The sequence below is a fragment of the Brevibacillus sp. JB24b genome (genome assembly GCF_051713385.1).
GTDB classification, from domain to species: Bacteria; Bacillota; Bacilli; order Brevibacillales; family Brevibacillaceae; genus Brevibacillus_B; species Brevibacillus_B laterosporus.
Genome location: NZ_JBNVQV010000001.1, coordinates 4,426,877 through 4,448,888 on the forward strand (window position 1 = coordinate 4,426,877; position 22,012 = coordinate 4,448,888).

A 22,012-nucleotide genomic window follows, 5' to 3' on the forward strand; every position below is an offset into this window, starting at 1 on the left:
GGATTCGTACGATGCATGAAGCATACGATACAAATCCGCTTTTGTAATGTAAGCGATCCTTACTATTAAGTATGAATGGACCAGCTTATTTTTATGTTATTTTGATTTTCCCAACATTTGTAAAATACCATCAGGCTGGTAGCCTTTTACTGCTTTCCCATTCACTACAGTAACAGGAACCCCCATAAATCCGAATGCCTCTACTTCTTCCTGATACTGACTACTGCTCATGACATCTCTTACTTCATAAGAAACTGACTTCTCATCTAGCATTTTTTTAACCATATCGCACTCAATGCAGCCTTTTGTGGAATAAACAATTGCGGTTGATTGACTCATTCTTATTAAGCCCCCTCTTTTTCCATAGTATGAAGCATATTACTTACCATTTGATAGGAACGCTTGGAAGCGAGTTTCGTAAATTCAAGGAAATTAACTTGTGCAGAACCATCTGCACAATCAGACATCGCTCGTACAATAACAAAAGGCACCTCGTTCATGGAGCATACTTGAGCGACTGCTGCACCTTCCATTTCCGTGCATGCTGCTTGAAATGTTTCCGATAATTGTTGGACTTTTTGACGATCTGCAATGAATTGATCCCCTGATAGGATACGTCCTGTAACAATCTGAATATCATCTTCTAACTGACGACCCGCATTCATTGCCAATTCCTTTAATTTATCATCTGCGATCCAACACCATGTTTTCTCATAAGGAATCTCCCCGGGTTTGAAGCCAAGTGAAGTAGCATCGATATCATGCTGCATACAATCTGTGGAGATAACGATGTCACCAATGTGTAAATCAGGATGGACAGCGCCTGCCACACCAGTAAAGATCACCTGACTCACCTGAAATTCTTGAATGAGGATTTGTGTGCAGACAGCAGCATTCACTTTACCTACACCCGACTTGCAGAGCACTACTTTCTTCCCCTGATATTCACCTATATGATAAGTTATACCCGCTTTTGTTATGGTTACTTTATTTCGCATGTCTTCTAAATACAGAGCAATCTCTTCATCCATCGCTCCCATGATTCCGATAATCATTTTCTCACCTCTATCTTGGTTACTCGTCTTCTGCCAATTCCTTTGTGCTTTGACGATACTCAATCCGATGTGGCAATAATACAATATGATCTTCAACTTGTTCGTTATTCATATACTTGGTTAATAATCTCATAGCAACGGCCCCAATATCATACATTGGTTGGACAACTGTAGACAGACGAGGACGTACCATCTCTGCTAACCGTACATTGTCATGACCAATCACTTCCACATCTTCGGGTACAGAGTGTCCTAAATCCTGAACAGCATGAATCGCTCCTATTGCCATTTCATCGCTAGCTGCGAATACGGCTGTTGGTGGTTCTGCGAGTTTCATGAAGTCCCCCATACTTTGCAAACCTGATTCATAGCGGAATGAACCATTGGCAACCAATTGTTCATCATAAGATAGACCCGCATCCAATAACGCTTGTTTATAACCCTCAAAGCGCACCAGTCCTTCTAATGGGTATGACATTGGACCTGTAATGATTGCAATGCGTTTATGCCCACGTTTAATGAGTGCTTGAGTAGCATCATAAGCCGCTTGGAAGTGATCAATTGTCACTGCTGGTAGTTTTCCTTCTGGGTCACGAGTAGCTGCTAGAACCGTTGGAATGGAAGCCGTTTTTAATGAATGAAAATGATCTTCTTTGATCTCAGCTCCCATGAATAACAATCCATCTACTTGTTTTTCTAATAAGGTATTGATTAACTGCAATTCTTTTTCTAAACGGTGATCCGAGTTACAAAGAATGATATTGTATTTATACATGGTAGCGATATCTTCAATCCCCCGTGCTAGCTCAGAAAAGAACTGACTGGAAATATCCGGAATGATAACCCCTACTGTTGTAGTTCTCTTACTTGCTAGCCCTCTGGCTACTGCATTTGGGCGATAACCTAGGCGTTCAATAGCTGTCATCACTTTTTTACGTGTTAATGGCTTAACATTCGGATTGCCATTAACGACCCTTGATACGGTCGCCATCGATACTCCTGCTTCACGTGCTACATCATATATTGTAATTGGCATATTACGTCCACCTATCTTTTCCAGATTATACCTTTCAGTATTATTTTCATAAATTTATAGCCATATAATACGATATGATACCCATAGTTGCAACCGTTTTCTCGGTCTACATTTTTCCTATTAACGGCATGATTTCGCAGTTTTGGTCCTTTTGTCTCTTGATCTGATGGTTTCGATAGAAAAGAGTCCGAAAGAAACCACCACCTTACACGCTGCATTCTCAAGTTATGTATAACTATACTTCTAACTCACCCTACCATAAGAGAAAAGCAGACCACTCCGATGAGAGGCCTGCTATGGTTACACACGGTTCGGTTCTGCTTTTACTTCACAATAGCGATTTCTGGTTTGTAAAGACCAGAAGCATAAAGTTCATCTAGCATTTCATTGAAAGCCGGGATAGTCAGCTGTTGTTTTGCATCGGACAATGCTACATCCGGATCAGGATGAACTTCAACCATGATACCATCAGAACCTACTGCCAAACCAGCTTTCGCTGTTGGAAGCAATAGGTCTCGGCGGCCAGTCGAATGAGTCACATCTACAAATACAGGTAAATGAGTCTCTTGTTTTAAGATTGGCACAGCAGAGATATCAAGGGTGTTGCGAGTCGCTTTTTCGTACGTGCGAATACCGCGTTCGCAAAGCATAACCTGCGTATTTCCTTCTGATAAAATATATTCAGCAGCGTAAATGAATTCTTCGATGGTCGCTGAAAGCCCTCGTTTTAATAGGATAGGATGGTTAGTGCGACCCGCTGCTTTTAGCAGTTCGAAGTTTTGCATGTTACGTGCGCCAATTTGAATAACATCCACATATTTTGTTGCCATTTCAAGATCAGCTGGTGTTACGATCTCACTAATGGTCACTAAATTAAACTCATCCCCGATACGTTTCAGGATCTCTAATCCTTCCACTCCAAGTCCTTGGAAGTCATATGGAGAAGTACGTGGCTTGTATGCTCCACCGCGAAGTACACGTAGTCCTTGTTTCACGTGATTTTCAGCCACAGCACGAACTTGATCATAGCTTTCAACCGAGCATGGTCCAGCAATCAGAACCTTCTCTTTTCCACCAAATTCCACACCTTTAATCGTAAGGACCGTATCCTCTAGTTGTTTTTTACGGCTAACTAGTAGAATTTTTTTGTCCTCGTCCTTTTGCAGGTCAAGAGAAGCGCTGAAGATTTGTTTGAATAAATGACGAATGGCTTCGTCGCTGAACGGTCCATTATTATTCTCTACAATTAGATTCAACATGTCGCGCTCACGTTCTGGATCAAAACGATTTACGCCCTGCTTGCTCTTCTCTTGGCCTAACTCTTGAACCAAAGAGGCACGCTTGTTGATTAATTCTAATAATTGCAAATTAATTGTGTCTAATTGTCGGCGAATGGCCTCAATTTGTTCATTTCTCATCTCTACTCCACCCTTCTACTTTTTCCCTTATCGTTTGCAAATCACAGTATGGTTATACATAATACGTTCTGAGTTATCTGTTATTATAGTAGATGATTAGACGTTTGACCAGCCCTTTAGTACCAAAAAGCGCGAAAGTAATTGTTACAAGCCATAATTTTTTTGAAAAAGGTTAATTTAATAGGGTTTTATTATCTTTAGAAGCTAGTATATGATAGAGAAAATACGTAAATCTTCCATTCCAGATGGGAAGGAGACAATTCATTTGTTAGAAGAACATGTAGATAAGCAAAATAACACTCTTTTTGCTTTAGATATTGGTACTCGTAGTGTAGTAGGACTCATTGTAGAACCACTTTCAGACAAAGACAAATTTCAAATTAAAGATTGTTACATTTTAGAGCATAAGGAACGCTCCATGCTAGATGGACAAATCCACGATGTTCTTGCAGTCGCTGAAGTAATAGAGAGGATCAAGCAGCATTTATCTCAAAAGCATGGTCCCTTACAAGAAGTAGCAGTGGCAGCAGCAGGACGCTCGCTGAAAACAAAGCGCGTGCGCTTCGAGCTTCCTATCTCCCATTTACCTGTGTTGACCAAAGATGATGTGCTTACTCTCGAATTTTCTGCTGTACAAAAGGCGCAAGCTGAATTAGCTCAAGAGCTGAATGAAATGGATATTACACGCTATTATTGCGTAGGGTACAGTGTGGTTAACTACCATTTAGATGAGGAAATTATCGGTAGCCTAATCGATCAACGTGGAACGAACGCTTCTGTTGATGTTATCGCAACATTTCTCCCACGTATGGTTGTTGATTCCTTGTTAGCAGCCCTCAAACGAAGTGGACTAGAGATGAAGGCCCTTACCTTAGAGCCGATTGCTGCCATTCATGTATTGATTCCTACCACGATGCGACGATTAAATATAGCACTAGTTGATATTGGTGCTGGTACCTCTGATATTGCTTTAACAGAAGAGGGCAGTATTACGGCTTATGGTATGGTACCAACGGCTGGGGATGAGATTACAGATGCTCTTATGAATGCATATTTACTTGATTTCCCTGTTGCAGAAGAAGTAAAGCGTCATTTACATGATCAAGAAACCGTACAATTCCACGACATTTTGGGAATCGAACATGACGTAGGTGCAGATCAAATCATTGCGGCTATTGATTCTGAAATCGAATCCCTTGCTAAACAGATTTCTCATAAAATTTTAGAACTTAATGGTAAGGCTCCTCAAGCAGTCATGTTAATTGGGGGCGGAAGCTTAACTCCGACCCTGCCAACAAAAGTAGCTCAGCACTTGGGATTGCCAGCTAACCGTGTTGCTGTTAGAGGTGCTGATGCAATCAAGCAATTTGTTGGTGAACATCCCTTGCTAAATGGGCCTGCATTTGTAACACCTGTTGGAATTGCTCTCGCTGCACATTCACAACCGATTCGTTATGTAACAGTGACTATTAATGATACTCCAGTAAGGCTCTTTGATCTTCGTAAAATGACATTAGGTGATGCACTTCTAGCGGCTGGTATGGACATGAAACGCCTACATGGTCGTCCAGGTTTAGCGATGTCAGTCAATGTGAATGGACGTCTTAAAATCATTCCGGGGGAACATGGTACTTCTCCTACCATTTTAATTAATGGTCGACCAAGCTCGCTCGACTCTCTCATCTCTGATGGGGACATCATTAGCGTAGTTTCAGGTGAGGATGGTAAAGAAGCAACTGCTTTAGCACAGGATCTAATTGATTCAAGCACAGCACTGCCTCTCACAATTAATGGTGAGGAGTTTTTACAGCTCCCTATTGTTTTGCATAATAGCTTAATCCTACAACACGATGCCGTGCTAACTGACCGCATGGATCTAGAGATGCGTCTGCCTAAAACCGTCGGAGAAGCTATTCAGTCTAGCAAGTTTGCCACATTGATACAGGAAGTAGCTGAAGCTCCCTTATTTACGGTTACATGCAATAAACAAACCTATTCCCTTCCTCGCAAAGAATTACATATTCTTTTAAATGGGAAAAAAGCTACTTTGTTGGATTCTGTTTATTCACAAGATACCATCCATTGTGAGATTCACGAATTAAAAATTCCTACTATTGGTGATTTGATAACTCCAGAGGATATGGTTCAGGAAACCGTAAATGTCTATGTAAACGACCAACTCATATCCATAGAAACAGGTTACATGGATATACAGCTAAATGGCAGTTCCGCTACTATGCAAACGCAGCTACAGCATAATGATGTTGTAACCATACACTCGGCAGTAGGAGAAGCACCTATAGTAAGTGATATATTTCGTTATATAGACATTCCCGCTCAGCCGATTGGGACCAACCAGCTACCCAATTTCATCATGAAGGTCAATCATGTTGTAGCTTCCTTCCAAACCCCTTTAGTAAGTGGGGATAAAGTAGAACTATACTGGGAGTAAAGTAAAAAAGACCCCATAGCTAATATGGGGTCTTCTCGTGTCTGCTTATTTCATAGCTTGCTCAATAGCATCCTTCGTAATCTTCCAATGAGAAGTATGCCATGATACTGCACCGTCCTCAATAAGGAAAATTTGAGGTGATTCATGTTTAATCTGAAAATGCTCGGCAATTTCATTGGAAACAGGGCGAGCTTCACGAACGAGGACTTCAGCTGCCTCTACATCGCTGTTTGCTTGCAAATACGAATGGAATTGCTCATGAGCAGACGTACTGATTGGACAAACCGTACTATGTTTAAACAGCAATAGTTTGCCTGTTTTCTTTAAGAATGCTTGCAGGTCTTCTTGGGATTGCAACTGTTGAAATGCCAAATAAGCCCACTCCTTTCTCAATACCTTAGATGATCATTATAATAAAGAGAAAGAGAGCGAAAGGCAAATTTTTTCCTATTTACATTACACTTCTATCTTAATTTGAGTCAGCTTTCTTTGGATTTCATTTATCCATTGCTGATCATTAAGTGACTTAGCCAATAAGTATAAATCAAGTAGTTCATTTACTCTTTCATCAATCTTATCTTTTAATTCCTCATCTTCACTCTGTTCAGCGATGAGAACGAGTAAATTGGCAAATTCACTGATTGCTTCAAAAGCAACCTCTTGATCTTCCGGTTGGTCTCCTAGGTTATTCATCAGTTGTTTAAGATCATCCTTGACGAGATCAACAACCGATGTACAAGCACATGCTTCATCTTTGCAGACATGAATAGGCACATTACAAATTTTCACCCGACTGCGATAGATTACACTGCGCAGCGCGATGTCCATTTCTTTGCCACATTTGCTGCAATATTTCATTTGTACTTCTTCTCCTCTCTCAAAACTGCCTTCCCTTCAGCTTTTTTATGTCTGTTTATTTGTCTTTTATCTGTGTCACCCATTTCGAGTGAAGGATATCATAATCCTGCTGAAGATCTATTGGTACATGATGGCAGTCATTGTTTAACTCTAAACGCCCAAACGCTTTCCCCATATGTAAAAGCGTATCCTCTACACATTGTAGGGGTTTCCTTTCACTTTTACATGTCATACTTTCTGTAACTAGATGAAAACTTTGGCATCCATCCACTGTTTTTGGTAGATAAATGCCAAAGATACCAGTATTCTTGCATCAACAATTAGTGATAAATAGCATTTACTTTCTCACATGTAGGACAAATAGCAATTTTACCCGAACGCCCAATTTCATCCTCTACTCGATAACCGGTAATTTTTTCTGAGAAACAAAACAGGCACTCCGAGTTAAATTCCATATCGTATTGAGCTTTCCAAGCTATTGATTTAAAATTCTCTCCCACACAAATAGTCATATACAAGTGTTCGTTCGGTTGTAACGCATTGATATCTCGATTCATCATATCCATCCCCTGCCTTTTTGTGAATGTCTTTATTATCATTCAGCTTTTCCACATTTTCAGAATAATAAACATCAGTAAAAATATTTTTACCGAGATACTTCGCTTTCCAAATTTTTTTGTGTACAATATGAGCAAGATCATGAAAGTGAGGAGATACATATATGAAAGATCCACGTTTAGAGAAATTGGCACATAATTTGGTCAATTATTCCATTCGTGCTCAAAAGGGCGAGCACGTTCTCATTCATTCTACAGGGCATCAACCTGAGTTAGTAAAAGCCCTTATTCGCAAAGTATATGAAGCTGGAGCTCACCCATATGTTCAACTTCAAGATCCTGCTATTCAGCGAGAATTATTACTGAACACAAACGAAGAACATCTAGCTGTCATGCGAGAAGCTGAAGTTGCCTTTATGAAAAAAATGGACTGTTTCATTGGAATTCGTGGAAGCAATAACATCACGGAGCTCTCTGATGTTCCAAGCGACAAGATGAGTATGTATTCTCGTCAATTACAAAGACCTGTTACAGACATCCGTGTACCTGAAACGAAATGGGTAGTTATGCGTTATCCGAACGAATCCATGGCTCAATTGGCTAGTATGAGTACAGAAGCGTTTGAAAACTTTTACTTTGATGTTTGCAATTTAGATTACAGCAAAATGTCCAAAGCAATGGACAGCCTGGTAGAGCTTATGAACAGAACGGATAAGGTTCGCTTAACAGCCCCAGGAACAGATTTAACCTTCTCAATTAAAGACATCCCAGCAATCAAATGCGCAGGTGAGTGTAACATTCCAGATGGTGAAATTTTCACTGCTCCTGTGAGAGATTCTGTCAATGGTACCCTTTCCTATAACACGCCATCTCCCTATCAAGGCTTTACCTTTGAAAATGTAAAGCTGACATTCAAAGATGGAAAAATCGTGGAGGCTACGGCTAACGATACAGAGCGTATTAATAAAATCTTCGATGAAGATGAAGGCGCACGTTACATTGGGGAATTTGCTATTGGCGTGAATCCTTATATTCAAAATCCAATGAAAGACATCCTGTTCGATGAAAAAATTGACGGAAGCATCCACTTTACGCCAGGACAAGCCTACGATGAAGCGTTCAACGGAAATAAATCCTCCATTCACTGGGATATGGTATTAATTCAACGTCCTGAATGGGGTGGCGGAGAAATCTACTTCGACGATGTTTTAATCCGTAAAGATGGTCGTTTTGTTCTACCAGAGCTTGAGTGTCTCAACCCTGAAAATCTCAAATAGCAGAAAACAAATAAAACCTCGAGGACTAGAATCCCCGAGGTTTTATTGTTGTGACCGTTTTCAATTTGAGCAGGAGGCGTAATCAGTTTAGGATATATGAGCAACATTTTGCCCCTTGTCCATCAGCTGTTTTTTATTCTTAAGAAATTGAATAGCCCCTTCTAGTTGATGGAGGGTATACTCCCAGCACATCTTCTGATACTCATTTAATTCCTGCATGCTTTTCTGATAACTGTTTTGAATAATTTCTTGTCGCTTTTCCTGATACGCTATCAAATCGTCAAAAAAGTGCTTTTGATCTTCTTCTGAATGCAAATCACAAAAGAATAAACGCGTTAACATATCAGAGCGAACAATTGGTCCTTCAATTTCCATCTTTAATTCCTGATGAAATTGATCTCGTCCTTGTTGCGTCAGACGATACATGATCTTGTTTGGCTTTCCTGACTGTAGAACTTCTTCTTTTGTAACATACCCTTCTTGTTCCAACTTTTTAAGAGCTGGATAAATCGCGCCATAACTCGCATCGTAAAAGAAACCGATGCTACTCGTAAAGAACTGCTTTATATCGTAGCCGCTCATTTCACGATAATGTAATAAGCCTAAAATAATTGATTTGACGTCCATAACATTTCCTCCGGATGTAGGCTTGGTACAAAATTTCACTGATTTACTTACATTATTCCTTCTTTATTTCAATATTATAAAATGTTTAACTTCATATTAGCAACATTATAGCAAGAAATGAATCCTTCTCCCCCTTCCTACGAGAGTAACGCTTTAAATCGTTATAGCACAAGTTTCTTTAGGCTTATTTCCCTCTCTTTCATATAGTAAAAGCATCCTATATTCCTAGTTTTTGTCTCTATTTTCAGGAATTTTCTGTGATATCTGATTACTTTTGCTTGGCTGTGAGACTATAGTACCGGTTTCTCCCGATAATTGGGCGTTCCACCTTTATCCTCTCCTCCATAAGATGATGTATACCTATCTGCAGGGAAGTAAGGAGATGAAGTTGTGAAACCTAGAGGCTGGTCCTATACGAATACAAAATATCAGCAGATGAGTAATCTACATCCATTCAACTTCTTTGTTCCGTTAGTGGAACAGGTAAAGCATGGCGTAGTTTCCCTTATCTGCGAAGACAACACCTCCCCTCCCGACATCGATCAAATTTTGCAAAGCTTTTTGGATATGGAACCACTCGAAGCAGGCCAGACAGAAAAGAGCTTTGGTTCCGGTTTCATTTTCCATCCCAGAGGCTATATTCTCACCAGCGAGCATGTTATAGGCAAAGCTAAATCAATTTATGTAAAAATGTGGAATGGAAAGGTATTTGAAGCGAAACTCATTTTTAGTGATCCTCAGCGGGATTATGCTATCGTAAAAATTGAATCCGACGTACGTCTTAGCCCACTCTCTCTAGGTAATTCAGGTGAGGCACGCGTAGGTGAATGGGTCATTAGTGTCGGGAGTCCCCTTGGCCTAGAGAATTCCGTTACCGCGGGAATTATCAGTGCTAAAAATAGGCGTATTCAGGTATCTAAACGATTGTACGATGAAATCTTCCAAACAGATGCTGCTATTAACCCAGGTAATAGCGGAGGTCCTTTAATTAATTTACACGGGGAAGTAATAGGTCTAAACGCATTTATCATCCAGTCTAGTCAATGTCTTGGTTTTGCCATTGGGATTGATAGTATTAAGAAAAAAATCCAGCAACTTTTATAACTTCATTTTTTCCTACCACACGCAACAATAAACGTGTCATCAAAAAAGAGTTGCCATCTCATCCCAGAGAGTTGGCAACCCCTTTTTTGCTGTATCTAAAATTATCTATGAGGTTCACTCCTCTTTGTTTTTTACCAGACAGCCACAGCTCCATCGGTTCGTGGATCTGTACCTCCTATTAATACACCCTTCTCGTCACGAATAATAATCTGACCACGCCCAAATCCTCCTGAGCCCACTATATATTTAACTACATGTCCCATAGCCTCTAGTGTAAGCGCTACGTGTTCGGGAAAGGAACTCTCCAATTCAATTGTTTTTCCCTCAGTCCATTGCCATCTAGGGGCATCCAACGCCGCTTGTGGATTTAACTGAAAGTCGATCATATTCATAACTACCTGCACATGACCTTGAGGCTGCATAAATCCACCCATGACACCAAAGGGACCTACTGCACGTTCTCCTTTTGTAATAAAACCTGGAATAATGGTATGGTAGGTTTGTTTACTAGGCTCTAAGCAATTATCATGCTGAGGGTCAAGCGAGAAGGTATGAGCACGATTTTGCATGGCAATCCCCGTATTTGGAATGACGATTCCTGAACCGAAACCCATGTAGTTACTCTGAATAAAAGAGACCATATTCCCTTCCTCATCAGCTGTTGCTAGATAGACCGTACCACTACGCGCCGGTTCTCCAGCCTCAGGCAGCTGTGCCTTATCTGTGATAAGCTCTCGACGTTTTGCCGCATATTCATCTGACAGTAATTCATCAATGCTTACTTTCATTTTGTCATGCTGGGTAATATAGCGTAGCCCATCGGCAAAGGCCAGCTTCATTGCTTCCCATGACTTATGGTAGCTGTCAGTGGTGTCTCTTTCCGCAAACGTATAACCTTTTAAAATATTTAGCGCTACTAACGCCACAAGCCCTTGACCATTTGGGGGGATTTCCCAGATATCATATCCTCGATAATTAACCTTAATCGGATCTACCCACTTTGCTTTAAAGCGAAATAAATCCTCTTTACGTAAGTAGCCTTTATATTTCCGCGAGTGGGCATCCATCTTCTCAGCAAGTTCGCCTCGATAAAACGATTCTGCTTTCGTTTCTGCAATCTCACGTAATGTTTGTGCATGTGCCACTGATTTCCAAATTTCTCCGACTTGGGGTGGGCGCCCTTCAGGTGCAAACGTCTCAAACCAAGCTTGAAATTCTTCTCCCTGGCCATTTTGTTTAAATTTATCGTAGGCCAGCTTCCAATATTTAGCTAGTGTAGGCGAAAGAGGATATCCATTTTCAGCATAATCGATAGCGGGTTGCAATACCTCAACTAAGGATAATTTACCGAAACGTTCTGAAAGTTCAGCCCAAGCTGCTGGAACTCCCGGGATAGTCACCGGTGTCCATCCATATGTCGGCATACTCTCGTGTCCTGCTGCCTTTACTGCCTCTCTTGAAATCAATGCCGGTGTGCAGCCACTAGCATTTAGACCATGTAATTTATCCTTTACCCATACGAGTGCAAAGGCATCTCCCCCAATCCCGTTCGAGGTAGGTTCTACCACTGTCAAACAGGCAGCTGTAGCAATGGCTGCATCAATCGCATTACCACCCTTTTTTAAAATATCTAACCCTGCCTGTGCAGCAAGTGGTTGTGAGGTTGCAACCATTCCTTTTCTGCCATAGGTCGCCATTCGTTTTGAAGCATATGGATAGGAAAGTGAATCGAATTTGTGCATTAATGTGCCTCCGGTATGTTCTGTCATCAATTCTGTGTTTGCCTCTACTATTTAATCAAAAATCCTCCGTACCCCATCGCCAGTAAAATAACGAAGGCTGGATGGATCTTACGTTTTTCCATCAAAAAATAAGATGCACCACTTAGTATTAGCGTGTGCCATAAGCCAATTTGTTCATAGGAACCAAGAAGAAATTGAACAGCCAACGTACCAAGCAAAACGGTAACGATTGGGCGAATAGAATGTGTCATAGCTTTGATTTGTGGTGCTTGGCGGAATAAATGAAATACGCCTAATAAAGCAATCATAGCAATAGCAGTCGGGGCAATCGTAGCAAACAAACCTACCAGAGCTCCGGGAATACCTGCCACTTGATAACCAATATAACCACCTAGCTTGGTGGAAATTGGGCTAGGTAGGGCATTCCCTAATGCTAACGTTTCCCCGAACTCCTCAACCGTCATCCACTTATAATGAGAAACGACTTCATTTTGAATGAGAGGGATGCTCGGAGGCCCTCCCCCATAGCCCAGAATATTAGTTATAAAAAATGCCCAAAAAATCTGTACATAAATCATCTCGTTAGACTCCTTTGTTTAAATTTGTTGCTGGTTCTTTTGTCGTTTGGTATGCCAGGTGGAATACGCAAAAGCGATCACTAAGGTAATGGCAACAAACAAACCCGGATGAATTTGAAAAGGAACTAACGCGATCACTGAAATGAACAACATCGCCAGAAAGCCTTGCTTTTCTTTCCTTTTTTTACTATCCTTCCAGCCCTTTTTAAAAAAGTCATAGGTCATTACCACCATCATGACCGCGATGACTGGCTGGATGGCTTCGATCATACCCCGTACTGTCTCAGAGGTTTTCAGCACATTTACGAACTGCATAAGGATAACCATCAGTAGGAGGACAGGAAAGACCATGGCTGAGATAGCGATGGTGGCACCAAGCCACCCTTTTACTTTGTACCCGACATATGCAGCCATTTTGGTGGCAATCGGTCCCGGTAAGGTATTGCCCAGTGCATAGTTATCGGCAAACTCCTCTTCGCTAACCCATTTGTATTTCTTTACGCACTCCGCATGCACTAACGGAATCATGGTTGGTCCACCACCGTATCCAAAAATGCCAATTCGGAAGAACGCTAAAAATAATTGCCAATAAACCATTTTCTCTCCTCCTATCTCTATAAGATTTCTTCAACGAAATGACACGAAACCATATGCCCTTGAATTCCTTCTTTTAAGGTGGGGGGTGTTGTTTTACATAAGTCTGTTGCATAGTGACATCTTGGATGAAAGGTGCAGCCACTTGGTGGATTTGCTGGGCTTGGCAGGTCCCCCTGTAACAAGATGCGTTCACGCTTCACTTTCGGATTTGCTTTAGGAATAGCGGATAACAGAGCCTTTGTGTACGGGTGACGAGGATTCGTGAACAAAGAGTTCTTGTCAGCAATTTCTACCACTCGTCCTAAATACATAACTGCTACCCGATCACACAGGTGTTTGACCACTGATAAGTCATGGGAAATAAATAGCATGGTTAACTGAAAGTCTTTTTTCAAATCTTTCAGAAGATTTAAAACCTGTGACTGAATAGATACGTCCAAAGCAGACACCGGCTCGTCGGCTATAATTAGCTTAGGATTCACCACCAGCGCCCGAGCAATACTAATCCTTTGACGTTGCCCCCCTGAAAAATCATGGGGATGGCGGGCCAAATGCTCTGGACGTAGTCCTACCACCTGAATCATATCTTCTAAACGTTTTAATCGTTCTTCCTTCGTACCAATTCCATGGACATTAAGTGATTCCATCAACGTCTGCTTAATCGTTTTACGTGGATTTAGCGATGCAAAAGGATCTTGAAAAATCATTTGGATATCTTTACGCATCCGGCGCATTTCTTTTTTCGAGAGCTTCGCTAAATCTTTGTTATCAAACCAAACTTCTCCGTCAGTAGGCTCTAATAAACGTAAAATAGTTCGACCTGTGGTAGATTTCCCACAGCCTGATTCCCCTACGATGCCCAACGTTTCCCCAGAATAGACTGTTAAATCAATGCCATCAACGGCTTTTATATGCCCTACTGTTTTGTTTAAAAATCCTGCTTGGATTGGAAAGTATTTTTTCAAATTTTTTACTTCTAATAACGGTTGTGTCATCTTGACACCTCCTGGTACAGCCAACAGCGGCATTTATGTTTAGGTAATTCGAATAACGGAGGTTGCTCTTGTCGACAGATAGCCATCACTTTAGAACAACGTGGCGAAAAGCGACAACCTTTTGGCATTTGATGGGCAAGAGGGACAGCGCCTGGTATTGTGTCTAAATATTCCTTCTCTTTATCTAAGTCGGGTATGGATTGCATCAAGCCAACTGTGTATGGATGAAGCGGTTCATCAAACAAGGTCTCGACATCGGTCTCTTCCACTACTTGCCCCGCGTACATCACAATAACTCGATCGCACATCTCAGCTACAACTCCAAGATCATGGGTAATTAACATGATAGATGTGCCTGTTTTTTCTTTTACATCCTGCATTAAATTTAGTATTTGTGCCTGAATGGTTACATCTAAAGCCGTTGTTGGCTCGTCGGCAATAATTAATTTGGGATCACAGGCCATCGCCATAGCGATCATCACACGCTGCCTCATTCCCCCTGATAATTGATGGGGGTACTCATCATAAATTTCATTCGCACGCGGCATTCCTACAGCTTTTAGCATCTGAATCGCTCGTGTTCTCGCATCTGTCTTGCCTATTTTTACATGAAGGATAACAGCTTCCTCAATTTGTTTTCCTACCGTATGCAATGGATTTAAAGAGGTCATTGGCTCCTGAAAAATCATTGCAATATCATTACCGCGGACCTTTTGCATATTTCTTTCCGATAGTTGTAATAAGTTTTCACCATTGAATATAATGTGACCTTCCGATTTACCATTTCGTGCTAAAAGACCCATAATTGAAAGACTGGTTACACTCTTTCCACATCCTGATTCTCCTACTACTCCAAGAGTTTCGCCTTGCTTAATCTGAAAGTCGATACCATCCACAACAGCTACCTTGCCATTGTCGGTTTGAAAGGTTGTTACAAGGTTTTGTACATCTAAAATAACCGACATCACGCTTTCCTCCTTATTTGCGCGTTCTCGGGTTTAAATATAGCTGTAGGCCATCCCCTAGAAGGTTAAAGCCTAGTACAACCACGAAGATAGCCAAACCCGGATAATATGTGGCGTATGGTGCCACACTTAACAACGATTGTGCTTGATTTAACATACTACCCCAAGATGGCGTCGGTGGCTGAACACCTAAACCTAGATAAGAAAGAGACGCTTCCGCCAGGATGCCTGATGCCATAGCGAGCGTAGCCTGAATAATAATGGGGCTTAATGCGTTAGGTAAAATATGTGCAAAAATAATTCGACTATCTTTTACGCCAACGGATTTAGCTGCATGTACATACTCCATATTTCGCAGAGAGAGAACCTGCCCTCGTGTAATACGGATAAAAGCTGGTGCAAATCCAATTCCAATGGCTAGCATCGCATTTCCAAAACCTGCTCCAAGCACAGCAGATATCGCTAGAGCTAAAATCAAAAATGGGAAAGCTTGCATGGCATCTACCACACGCATTACAATCCATTCGTCCCAAAAGCCACGATAATAGCCTGTAAATAATCCAATAGGCACCCCTATTAGCATGGCGATTCCTACCGAGACAATCGCTGCTTTTATTGAAATTTGTGCCCCATAGATAACACGGGAGAATATATCACGACCAAGATCATCTGTTCCAAACCAATGCTGGGCATTTGGTTGCACGAGAATTTGTTCATAATCCTGTGCGTTAGGATCAAATGGAGCAATAACTCCTGAAAAAACGGCACAGATCATCAACGCTAAAATGATCATAGCTCCAATTACACCAAGACCCGAACGCATGAACAGCTTCACTTTTTTCATTATCCTTCTACCCCCTTGCCCGCCTTAATACGAGGGTCAATGACTGCATACAGTAAATCAACCAATAAGTTGACCGCCACAACCAATACAGCAGATACCAGTATCGCACCTTGTACAGTTACGTAATCTCGTTTGAAAACAGACTCCACAATCAGCCTCCCAAATCCGGGAATCGAGAAAATGGATTCCGTAATAACAAGCCCACCTAAAAGCCCGGCAATCATCAATCCTGAAGTAGTAACAACAGGGATTAATGCGTTACGTAGTGCATGTCCTAAAATCATTCTTATCTCATTCAATCCTTTGGCTTTCGCGGTTCGGACAAAATCCATATGTACCACTTCTACCAATGACGAGCGTAGCATTCGCATGAGCATTGCTGATTCACGAAGCCCTGTCACCATACAGGGAAGAATCATAGCCATTACATTCGCTTTGGGATCTTCAGAAAAAGGTACATAACCGGAGGAAGGAAGCCATTGATTCTCTACGGAAAAATAGATGATAGCCATCATCGCTAGCCAAAAGCTAGGTATACTCATGCCACCCAATGCGGTAAAGGAAGATGCATAATCTATCCACGTATTGCGACGAACAGCCGCTAAAATCCCGGTTGGCACAGCAATGACTAAAGCAAATAAAAACGTACCAATTGTAAGCTCAATAGTGGCCGGCAATCGTTGGGCAATCAATTCACTCACTGGAACTCTATCGGTAATCGAAATCCCCAAATCCCCAGTCACTACATGACCTAGCCAACTCACATATTGCACAACGATTGGCTTATCTAAGCCTAGCTCAGTCCTCAAAGCCTCGTATGCTTCTGGTGTTGCCTCTTGACCCAAAATCACCCGAGCGGGATCACCCGGGATCATATGAATCAATGAAAAGGTCATGATAGAAACCAGGAGCAGAATGGGAATTGTAAGCAACAGACGCTTTATTACAAACATCATGTTAAATCACCTCTCCTGTCAAAAAAGTTACTCTTTATCTAATTTGGCAGTACGAATAATCCCATCTGGTACATAGGTAAAGCCTTTTACTTTTTTCGACAAGCCAAATTTATCATAGTTGTGATAGATGTAGATGTATGGTGCTTCGTCTTGCAAAATCGCTATTGCTTTATCGTATAGGGCCTTACGTTTTTGCTCATCTAATTCACTGCGAGCATCACTTAACAATTGATCCACCTCTGGATTAGATAAGCGACTTTTGTTATTAGGGGCTTCTGTTACATGGAAATCGTAAATATTCTGATCTGGATCAAGACGTCCTGACCAACCTAGCTGCAGGGCTTGAAAGTTTCCATTATCACCGTTTTCCAGCAATGTCCCATACTCCACCTTTTCCAGCTTCATGTCGATATTGTATTTTTTCAACATGTTTTGCAGAACTGCACCGAATTGTTCATTGGCAGGTGAGGTTGCGATTTGTAACGTAAAGGAGAACCCCTCAGGCTTCCCACCTTTTTCTAGCAACGCTTTAATCTCTCTATCATCTGGTTTTTTTACGGTATCAGATTCCCCATGGGCTAAACTACCGGGGGAGAATGGAGTACGCGCTGGCAACCCATATCCATCAAACAAAACCTTCACCACTGCTTCACGATCAATCGCACGGTCAACAGCTTGACGAAGATATTTGTTTGTGAAGGGTTCCTTTGTTACATTCAGATGAAGTCCTTGATAGCCCATATTTGCTTTTGCCACTACCGCAAATTTTTCATCCTTTTCTAATCCCGGAATCTCTTTTACCGGAAGCTCATCCACGATGTCTAACATACCAGAACGAAGATTTTGAACGGCAGCCGTCTGGTTGGTAAATACCTTATAGTTAATTGTGTCAAGCTTTACTTCTCCGTTCCAATATTTCTCGTTCTTTTTGAGCGTTACATGATCTCCTTTTACATGTTCCACAAACTTGTAGGGACCAGAGCCTACCGGATTATTCAGAAAGTCCTTTCCCGATTTTTTTACAGCTTCCGGTGACACCATCATTCCAGAGCGATCTGTAAAAATAGAGATCAGCGGTGAGAACGGCTTCTGTAACATGATTTGTACGGTCGTTGGATTTACTACTTTTACATCTGTAACAAATTTCAACTCACCTTTCCGTTTCGATCCTTCTTCTCTATACCGATCTAGGTTAAATTTCACTGCTTCAGCGTCAAACTTGGTTCCGTCCTGAAACGTTACCCCTTCTTTTATTTTTAATGTGTACATACGCCCATCTGGCGAAACATCATAAGAGGTAGCCAGCATCGGAATAATCTTTCCGTTCTCATCAAGGTCAAACAGCTTATCATACACACTATTCTGAACATAACGATCATACAGCGAGGTTGAACTCATCGGATCAAGACTAGGCGGGTCTGCCTTTAAACCGATTGTCAGTGTTTTCAAAGCCGTCTTGTTAGCTTGAACACTTTCTTTCGTAGCTGAATTGCCAGCCCCTCCACAGCCAGTGAGCAACAGGGTACTCCCTAACAGAACAAGAGCTACACTTTGAAAAAGTTTTCTTGAACCCATGATATTCTCTCCTTTTCTAGATGTTTCATTTTAACGAAATATTTTGTCTTTTTAAGATAACAGCAACTCTCTTTCATAAAGCTGAGAAAATTGCTGTATTGCTTCTACTCCTACCGAATAAATTTCAATTTAGACTTCAGCACTTTAAGCTCCACAATTACATTCGTTTTTGTAATCCCTTTGATCTTGTTTAGCTTTTGTACTAAAAAATCAGACAATTCATTATGATCTCTTGTAAATACTTGAAGCAGCAGTTGATAGTCACCAGATGTTAAAATTACAAGCCGGATTTCATGCGTATGCTCCATGACATCAATGACATGCTCTAGCATGTTATTCTCAACAGCCGCTTGAATCATCGCCTGTACACGGATGCCAGCCTTAATCGGATTAACTACTCCTACCAAGCTCAAAATACCTTCTTCCTGCATTTGCTGGACACGGATACGCACTGTCTTTTCAGCTACGCCTAGCTCTTTTGCAATCTGTGTAAAAGGAAGTCGAGCATTATCCTGTAGCTGGGTTACAATCTGATAGTCTAGGTCGTCTAAATCGGAGTATAAAGATCGCTGTGCTTTTACCTCTTCCACCCTGTTCATCACCTAATTTCGTCTAAGTGTTGCCTTTTTTCTCCTTAATTCATACCTTTTTTAGATTTTTGAGACGAATTTAATTTTTTATTATAATAATCCATCTTATCTTTATAATCAATTAATTTTTTTGAATTTCTTTTCATTTCTAAACAAAAAATCATAAAATCAATCATACTACAGTTGAAACGTAGCACAGTATTACTATGAAAAAGCGTTTTCAAAAAAAAAAGCAAAATGGAACCATTTGCGATCCATTTTGCTTTTTATTCTCTATAAAAAATGAGTTTCTCATGTTAATATCCATTCTCATAGTACGAGAAGCTACTAATTACACTTCCTGGTTTTTAGAAAACGCAATCAGATAGACTTCCTGATTGCTTTCAGTGTTTATCTGTTGTTCGATTTGTTTTAATTGTTGTAACTGAGCAGAGTCTAACTCTGCAAATGGCATCTCACTAAGATATTTATCCTGTTCCATCTTCTCACCCACCTCCTACGATTATCAAGTTCTTTTTTATTATGTCCTGATAGGGAGGTAAACATGCGCACGTATGTAATGTCTAAAGATTGGGTGGTTATTTTGATCAATTAAGCACTGACGGTTTGCATCTGAAGCACTTGAGATACAGCCGAGCAAGAACGTTTACAAAAACAAATAGGTACTTGCTTATCTTTGGCTTTGGATTTGATTTTTTTCGCTAAGTTATGATTAACAAAATCGGTTAAGACTAAAATCATTTTCACATCAGATGGGATTTTTAAACTGGTCTCTGAGCTTTTTCTACCTGTAATATGGTGGATCTTTTTATACCCAACCTCTTCAAGTATTTGTAATATGTTACCTAACCTATCCCCACCGATAATTAATATAGACATAATAAAAATCCTCCTTTAGATAATATGTTCATATGACTCTGATGGTCAAAAACAGTTCGCTCACTGTTTATTCGTTATATGTCTCTGAAGCAAAAAGTTAATTGAGAATAAATATCATTCTTATTGATAAATATTATCATTCCCAATTAAGTTTGACAATACTCTGTACTATTTTTTTCTCGTTTGTTCACACTATTTTTACAAGCTACAGCTCCGTCCTTGATTGGATGGTTTTCCCACGGTTATAATCAGGCTATCACTAATTCTTAAAAAAGGAGGTGGGAGTTAATGTTGCAAGAAATCAAGCAGCTCCACACCATCTTTACCCGCACATTAGAAGGCATCAATGTTTTTCGCACCATGGTTCAGCCTTTAATCGATCATGCTAGGGATGAACATATGAAGCTTTACTATCATCACATTTCCGAAGAAGAAGAACAACGGGAAGAACGCTTGCATGATCTCGTCCCGCGTTTGTCTTTACTTATTCAGGAGAAAAATCTAGACCAACTGAGTGATCGCGAACTGTCTCATTTGCTCTCTGACCTAAATTTAGAACGATTTGGTCTACACAATTTCCGTGAGCATTTGGAATTAGCCCTGTATGAATTTACAGACGAGCCTAGTCGTTTAAAGCTAGATAACATGCGTGAAAACACACATCAAGATTATTTAGCAACCAAAGAAATCATGGTGAAGTTGAGTGAAAAATTCTCCGATGTTGTTCCTGCAAAAGTAGACACACATGATCATGACCATGGCCATGATATCCACCAGGTTAATCACTTTGAGGCTTCGTCTGCATTGCAAGATTCTGGCAGCGCTAAGCAGTCAGCAGCTGTACATGCCGACACTCACAGCCACTCAGCAGATAGCGCTGTTGTGAAAAAAGGACTTACAGTTGGAAGTCTGCGTCATCTCAATCGTCATGTATAAAAGAAAAGTTAAGATTGGAGGATTTTATGGATAAATCACAGAAATTCCCAGACTCCCCATTGTCTAAGGAAGAATGGCGTCAATTAGATGAAACTATTGTTGAAATGGCTCGTCGTCAACTCGTAGGCCGTCGATTCATTGACATTTATGGCCCACTAGGAGAAGGTATTCAAACCATTACTAACGATATTTATGATGAATCTCGTTTTGGAAATATGAGTTTGCGTGGCGAATCACTAGAATTAACGCAACCAAGTAAACGAGTTAGCTTAACGATTCCGATCGTATACAAAGATTTCATGCTATACTGGCGTGATATGGCACAAGCGCGCACATTGGGTATGCCAATTGATCTTAGCCCTGCTGCTAATGCTGCCAGTAGCTGCGCTCTTATGGAAGATGATCTGATCTTTAATGGTAACCCTGAGTTTGACCTCCCAGGTATTATGAATGTAAAAGGGCGTCTTACGCATATTAAGAGCGACTGGATGGAATCAGGAAATGCTTTTGCTGATATCGTAGAAGCTCGTAACAAGCTATTAAAAATGGGGCACAGCGGTCCATATGCCCTTGTTGTATCTCCAGAGCTGTATTCATTGCTCCATCGTGTACACAAAGGTACTAATGTCCTTGAAATAGACCACATTCGCAACCTGGTTACAGATGGTGTTTTCCAATCTCCGGTAATCAAAGGTGGTGCTCTAGTAGCAACAGGAAGACATAACCTAGACCTTGCAATTGCTGAGGATTTTGATTCAGCTTTCTTAGGAGACGAACAAATGAACAGCCTAATGCGCGTTTATGAGTGTGCTGTCCTCCGTATTAAGCGTCCAAGTGCAATTTGCACATTAGAAACGACAGAAGAATAAACAAATATACGATGTATACAAGAAAGAGAGATAGCCGTTTGGTTGTAGTCGGGGCTATCTCTCTTTTTATTTCTTCATCAACAATATGTTTTTCAGTTTGAA

The 22,012-nt window shown here is 40.8% G+C and carries 24 protein-coding genes; 5 read left to right on the forward strand and 19 right to left on the reverse strand.

What is annotated here, in order from left to right:
* Positions 1–96 precede the first annotated feature (96 nt).
* From ACQV1I_RS20710 to ACQV1I_RS20725, 4 genes are all read right to left on the reverse strand, one after another.
* Complete coding sequence (locus tag ACQV1I_RS20710) at positions 97–339, reverse strand: glutaredoxin family protein (RefSeq protein WP_018672726.1); 243 nt, start codon at positions 337–339, stop codon at positions 97–99.
* A gap of 5 nt (positions 340–344) precedes the next feature.
* Positions 345–1,055: a 5'-methylthioadenosine/adenosylhomocysteine nucleosidase gene (locus ACQV1I_RS20715; protein WP_094700740.1), complete on the reverse strand. Its 711-nt coding sequence runs from the start codon at positions 1,053–1,055 to the stop codon at positions 345–347.
* A gap of 19 nt (positions 1,056–1,074) precedes the next feature.
* A complete protein-coding gene (gene ccpA / locus ACQV1I_RS20720; RefSeq protein WP_018672724.1) occupies positions 1,075–2,091 on the reverse strand; it encodes a catabolite control protein A in 1,017 nt (338 codons plus the stop codon).
* Positions 2,092–2,414: 323 nt separating this feature from the next.
* The gene (locus tag ACQV1I_RS20725) at positions 2,415–3,509 is read right to left on the reverse strand and encodes a bifunctional 3-deoxy-7-phosphoheptulonate synthase/chorismate mutase (protein ID WP_094700741.1); all 1,095 of its coding nucleotides are present in this window, start codon (positions 3,507–3,509) and stop codon (positions 2,415–2,417) included.
* A 211-nt stretch (positions 3,510–3,720) separates the two neighbouring features.
* Here ACQV1I_RS20725 and ACQV1I_RS20730 point away from each other — a divergent pair, with 211 nt between their 5' ends.
* On the forward strand, positions 3,721–5,961 hold the full coding sequence (locus ACQV1I_RS20730; RefSeq protein WP_236645871.1) for a cell division protein FtsA: 2,241 nt from the start codon (positions 3,721–3,723) through the stop codon (positions 5,959–5,961).
* Between the two features lie 45 nt (positions 5,962–6,006).
* On the opposite strand, the gene ytxJ is transcribed toward ACQV1I_RS20730, so the two are convergent.
* From ytxJ to ACQV1I_RS20745, 3 genes are all read right to left on the reverse strand, one after another.
* Entirely contained in the window at positions 6,007–6,333 is a 327-nt protein-coding gene (gene ytxJ, locus ACQV1I_RS20735) for a bacillithiol system redox-active protein YtxJ (protein WP_116334710.1), read from the reverse strand.
* 84 nt (positions 6,334–6,417) lie between these two features.
* Positions 6,418–6,819: a hypothetical protein gene (locus tag ACQV1I_RS20740; RefSeq protein ID WP_018672718.1), complete on the reverse strand. Its 402-nt coding sequence runs from the start codon at positions 6,817–6,819 to the stop codon at positions 6,418–6,420.
* A gap of 320 nt (positions 6,820–7,139) precedes the next feature.
* A complete protein-coding gene (locus tag ACQV1I_RS20745) occupies positions 7,140–7,379 on the reverse strand; it encodes a hypothetical protein (protein ID WP_236848096.1) in 240 nt (79 codons plus the stop codon).
* Between the two features lie 161 nt (positions 7,380–7,540).
* On the opposite strand from ACQV1I_RS20745, the gene ACQV1I_RS20750 reads away from it, so the two are divergent.
* Entirely contained in the window at positions 7,541–8,653 is a 1,113-nt protein-coding gene (locus ACQV1I_RS20750) for an aminopeptidase (protein ID WP_116334709.1), read from the forward strand.
* A gap of 87 nt (positions 8,654–8,740) precedes the next feature.
* On the opposite strand, the gene ACQV1I_RS20755 is transcribed toward ACQV1I_RS20750, so the two are convergent.
* Entirely contained in the window at positions 8,741–9,280 is a 540-nt protein-coding gene (locus ACQV1I_RS20755; RefSeq protein WP_116334708.1) for a PadR family transcriptional regulator, read from the reverse strand.
* Between the two features lie 390 nt (positions 9,281–9,670).
* On the opposite strand from ACQV1I_RS20755, the gene ACQV1I_RS20760 reads away from it, so the two are divergent.
* Entirely contained in the window at positions 9,671–10,384 is a 714-nt protein-coding gene (locus tag ACQV1I_RS20760) for a S1C family serine protease (RefSeq protein ID WP_018672714.1), read from the forward strand.
* Between the two features lie 131 nt (positions 10,385–10,515).
* Here the strand turns inward: ACQV1I_RS20760 and ACQV1I_RS20765 are convergent, their stop codons facing one another.
* The 11 genes from ACQV1I_RS20765 to ACQV1I_RS20815 form a co-directional block, all read right to left on the reverse strand.
* Entirely contained in the window at positions 10,516–12,126 is a 1,611-nt protein-coding gene (locus tag ACQV1I_RS20765; protein ID WP_116334707.1) for a gamma-glutamyltransferase family protein, read from the reverse strand.
* A gap of 47 nt (positions 12,127–12,173) precedes the next feature.
* Positions 12,174–12,704 carry a chromate transporter gene (locus ACQV1I_RS20770; RefSeq protein WP_116334706.1) on the reverse strand — a complete coding sequence of 177 codons (531 nt, stop codon included), beginning with the start codon at positions 12,702–12,704 and terminating at the stop codon, positions 12,174–12,176.
* Between the two features lie 18 nt (positions 12,705–12,722).
* Complete coding sequence (locus tag ACQV1I_RS20775) at positions 12,723–13,301, reverse strand: chromate transporter (protein ID WP_094700747.1); 579 nt, start codon at positions 13,299–13,301, stop codon at positions 12,723–12,725.
* Positions 13,302–13,318: 17 nt separating this feature from the next.
* Positions 13,319–14,296 carry an ABC transporter ATP-binding protein gene (locus ACQV1I_RS20780; RefSeq protein WP_018672710.1) on the reverse strand — a complete coding sequence of 326 codons (978 nt, stop codon included), beginning with the start codon at positions 14,294–14,296 and terminating at the stop codon, positions 13,319–13,321.
* Positions 14,293–15,261 (reverse strand): ABC transporter ATP-binding protein, encoded by a 969-nt coding sequence (locus ACQV1I_RS20785; RefSeq protein WP_094700748.1) that lies wholly within the window; start codon positions 15,259–15,261, stop codon positions 14,293–14,295. The genes ACQV1I_RS20780 and ACQV1I_RS20785 overlap by 4 nt, the downstream gene beginning before the upstream one ends.
* 13 nt (positions 15,262–15,274) lie before the next feature.
* Entirely contained in the window at positions 15,275–16,105 is an 831-nt protein-coding gene (locus tag ACQV1I_RS20790; protein ID WP_094700749.1) for an ABC transporter permease, read from the reverse strand.
* Positions 16,105–17,061, reverse strand: a complete 957-nt coding sequence (locus tag ACQV1I_RS20795; protein ID WP_018672707.1) for an ABC transporter permease — start codon at positions 17,059–17,061, stop codon at positions 16,105–16,107. Before ACQV1I_RS20795 ends, ACQV1I_RS20790 begins: the two co-directional genes overlap by 1 nt.
* 27 nt (positions 17,062–17,088) lie before the next feature.
* A complete protein-coding gene (locus ACQV1I_RS20800; RefSeq protein ID WP_116334705.1) occupies positions 17,089–18,636 on the reverse strand; it encodes an ABC transporter substrate-binding protein in 1,548 nt (515 codons plus the stop codon).
* A 110-nt stretch (positions 18,637–18,746) separates the two neighbouring features.
* A complete protein-coding gene (locus ACQV1I_RS20805) occupies positions 18,747–19,235 on the reverse strand; it encodes an Lrp/AsnC family transcriptional regulator (protein ID WP_116334704.1) in 489 nt (162 codons plus the stop codon).
* Positions 19,236–19,557: 322 nt separating this feature from the next.
* The gene (locus ACQV1I_RS20810; RefSeq protein WP_176452410.1) at positions 19,558–19,707 is read right to left on the reverse strand and encodes a hypothetical protein; all 150 of its coding nucleotides are present in this window, start codon (positions 19,705–19,707) and stop codon (positions 19,558–19,560) included.
* Positions 19,708–19,817: 110 nt separating this feature from the next.
* Positions 19,818–20,105: a DUF2325 domain-containing protein gene (locus ACQV1I_RS20815; RefSeq protein ID WP_003334818.1), complete on the reverse strand. Its 288-nt coding sequence runs from the start codon at positions 20,103–20,105 to the stop codon at positions 19,818–19,820.
* 288 nt (positions 20,106–20,393) lie between these two features.
* Here ACQV1I_RS20815 and ACQV1I_RS20820 point away from each other — a divergent pair, with 288 nt between their 5' ends.
* On the forward strand, positions 20,394–21,041 hold the full coding sequence (locus ACQV1I_RS20820) for an IMEF encapsulin system ferritin-like cargo protein (protein WP_116334703.1): 648 nt from the start codon (positions 20,394–20,396) through the stop codon (positions 21,039–21,041).
* 26 nt (positions 21,042–21,067) lie between these two features.
* Positions 21,068–21,910: a family 1 encapsulin nanocompartment shell protein gene (locus tag ACQV1I_RS20825; protein ID WP_094700754.1), complete on the forward strand. Its 843-nt coding sequence runs from the start codon at positions 21,068–21,070 to the stop codon at positions 21,908–21,910.
* Positions 21,911–22,012: the final 102 nt, after the last annotated feature.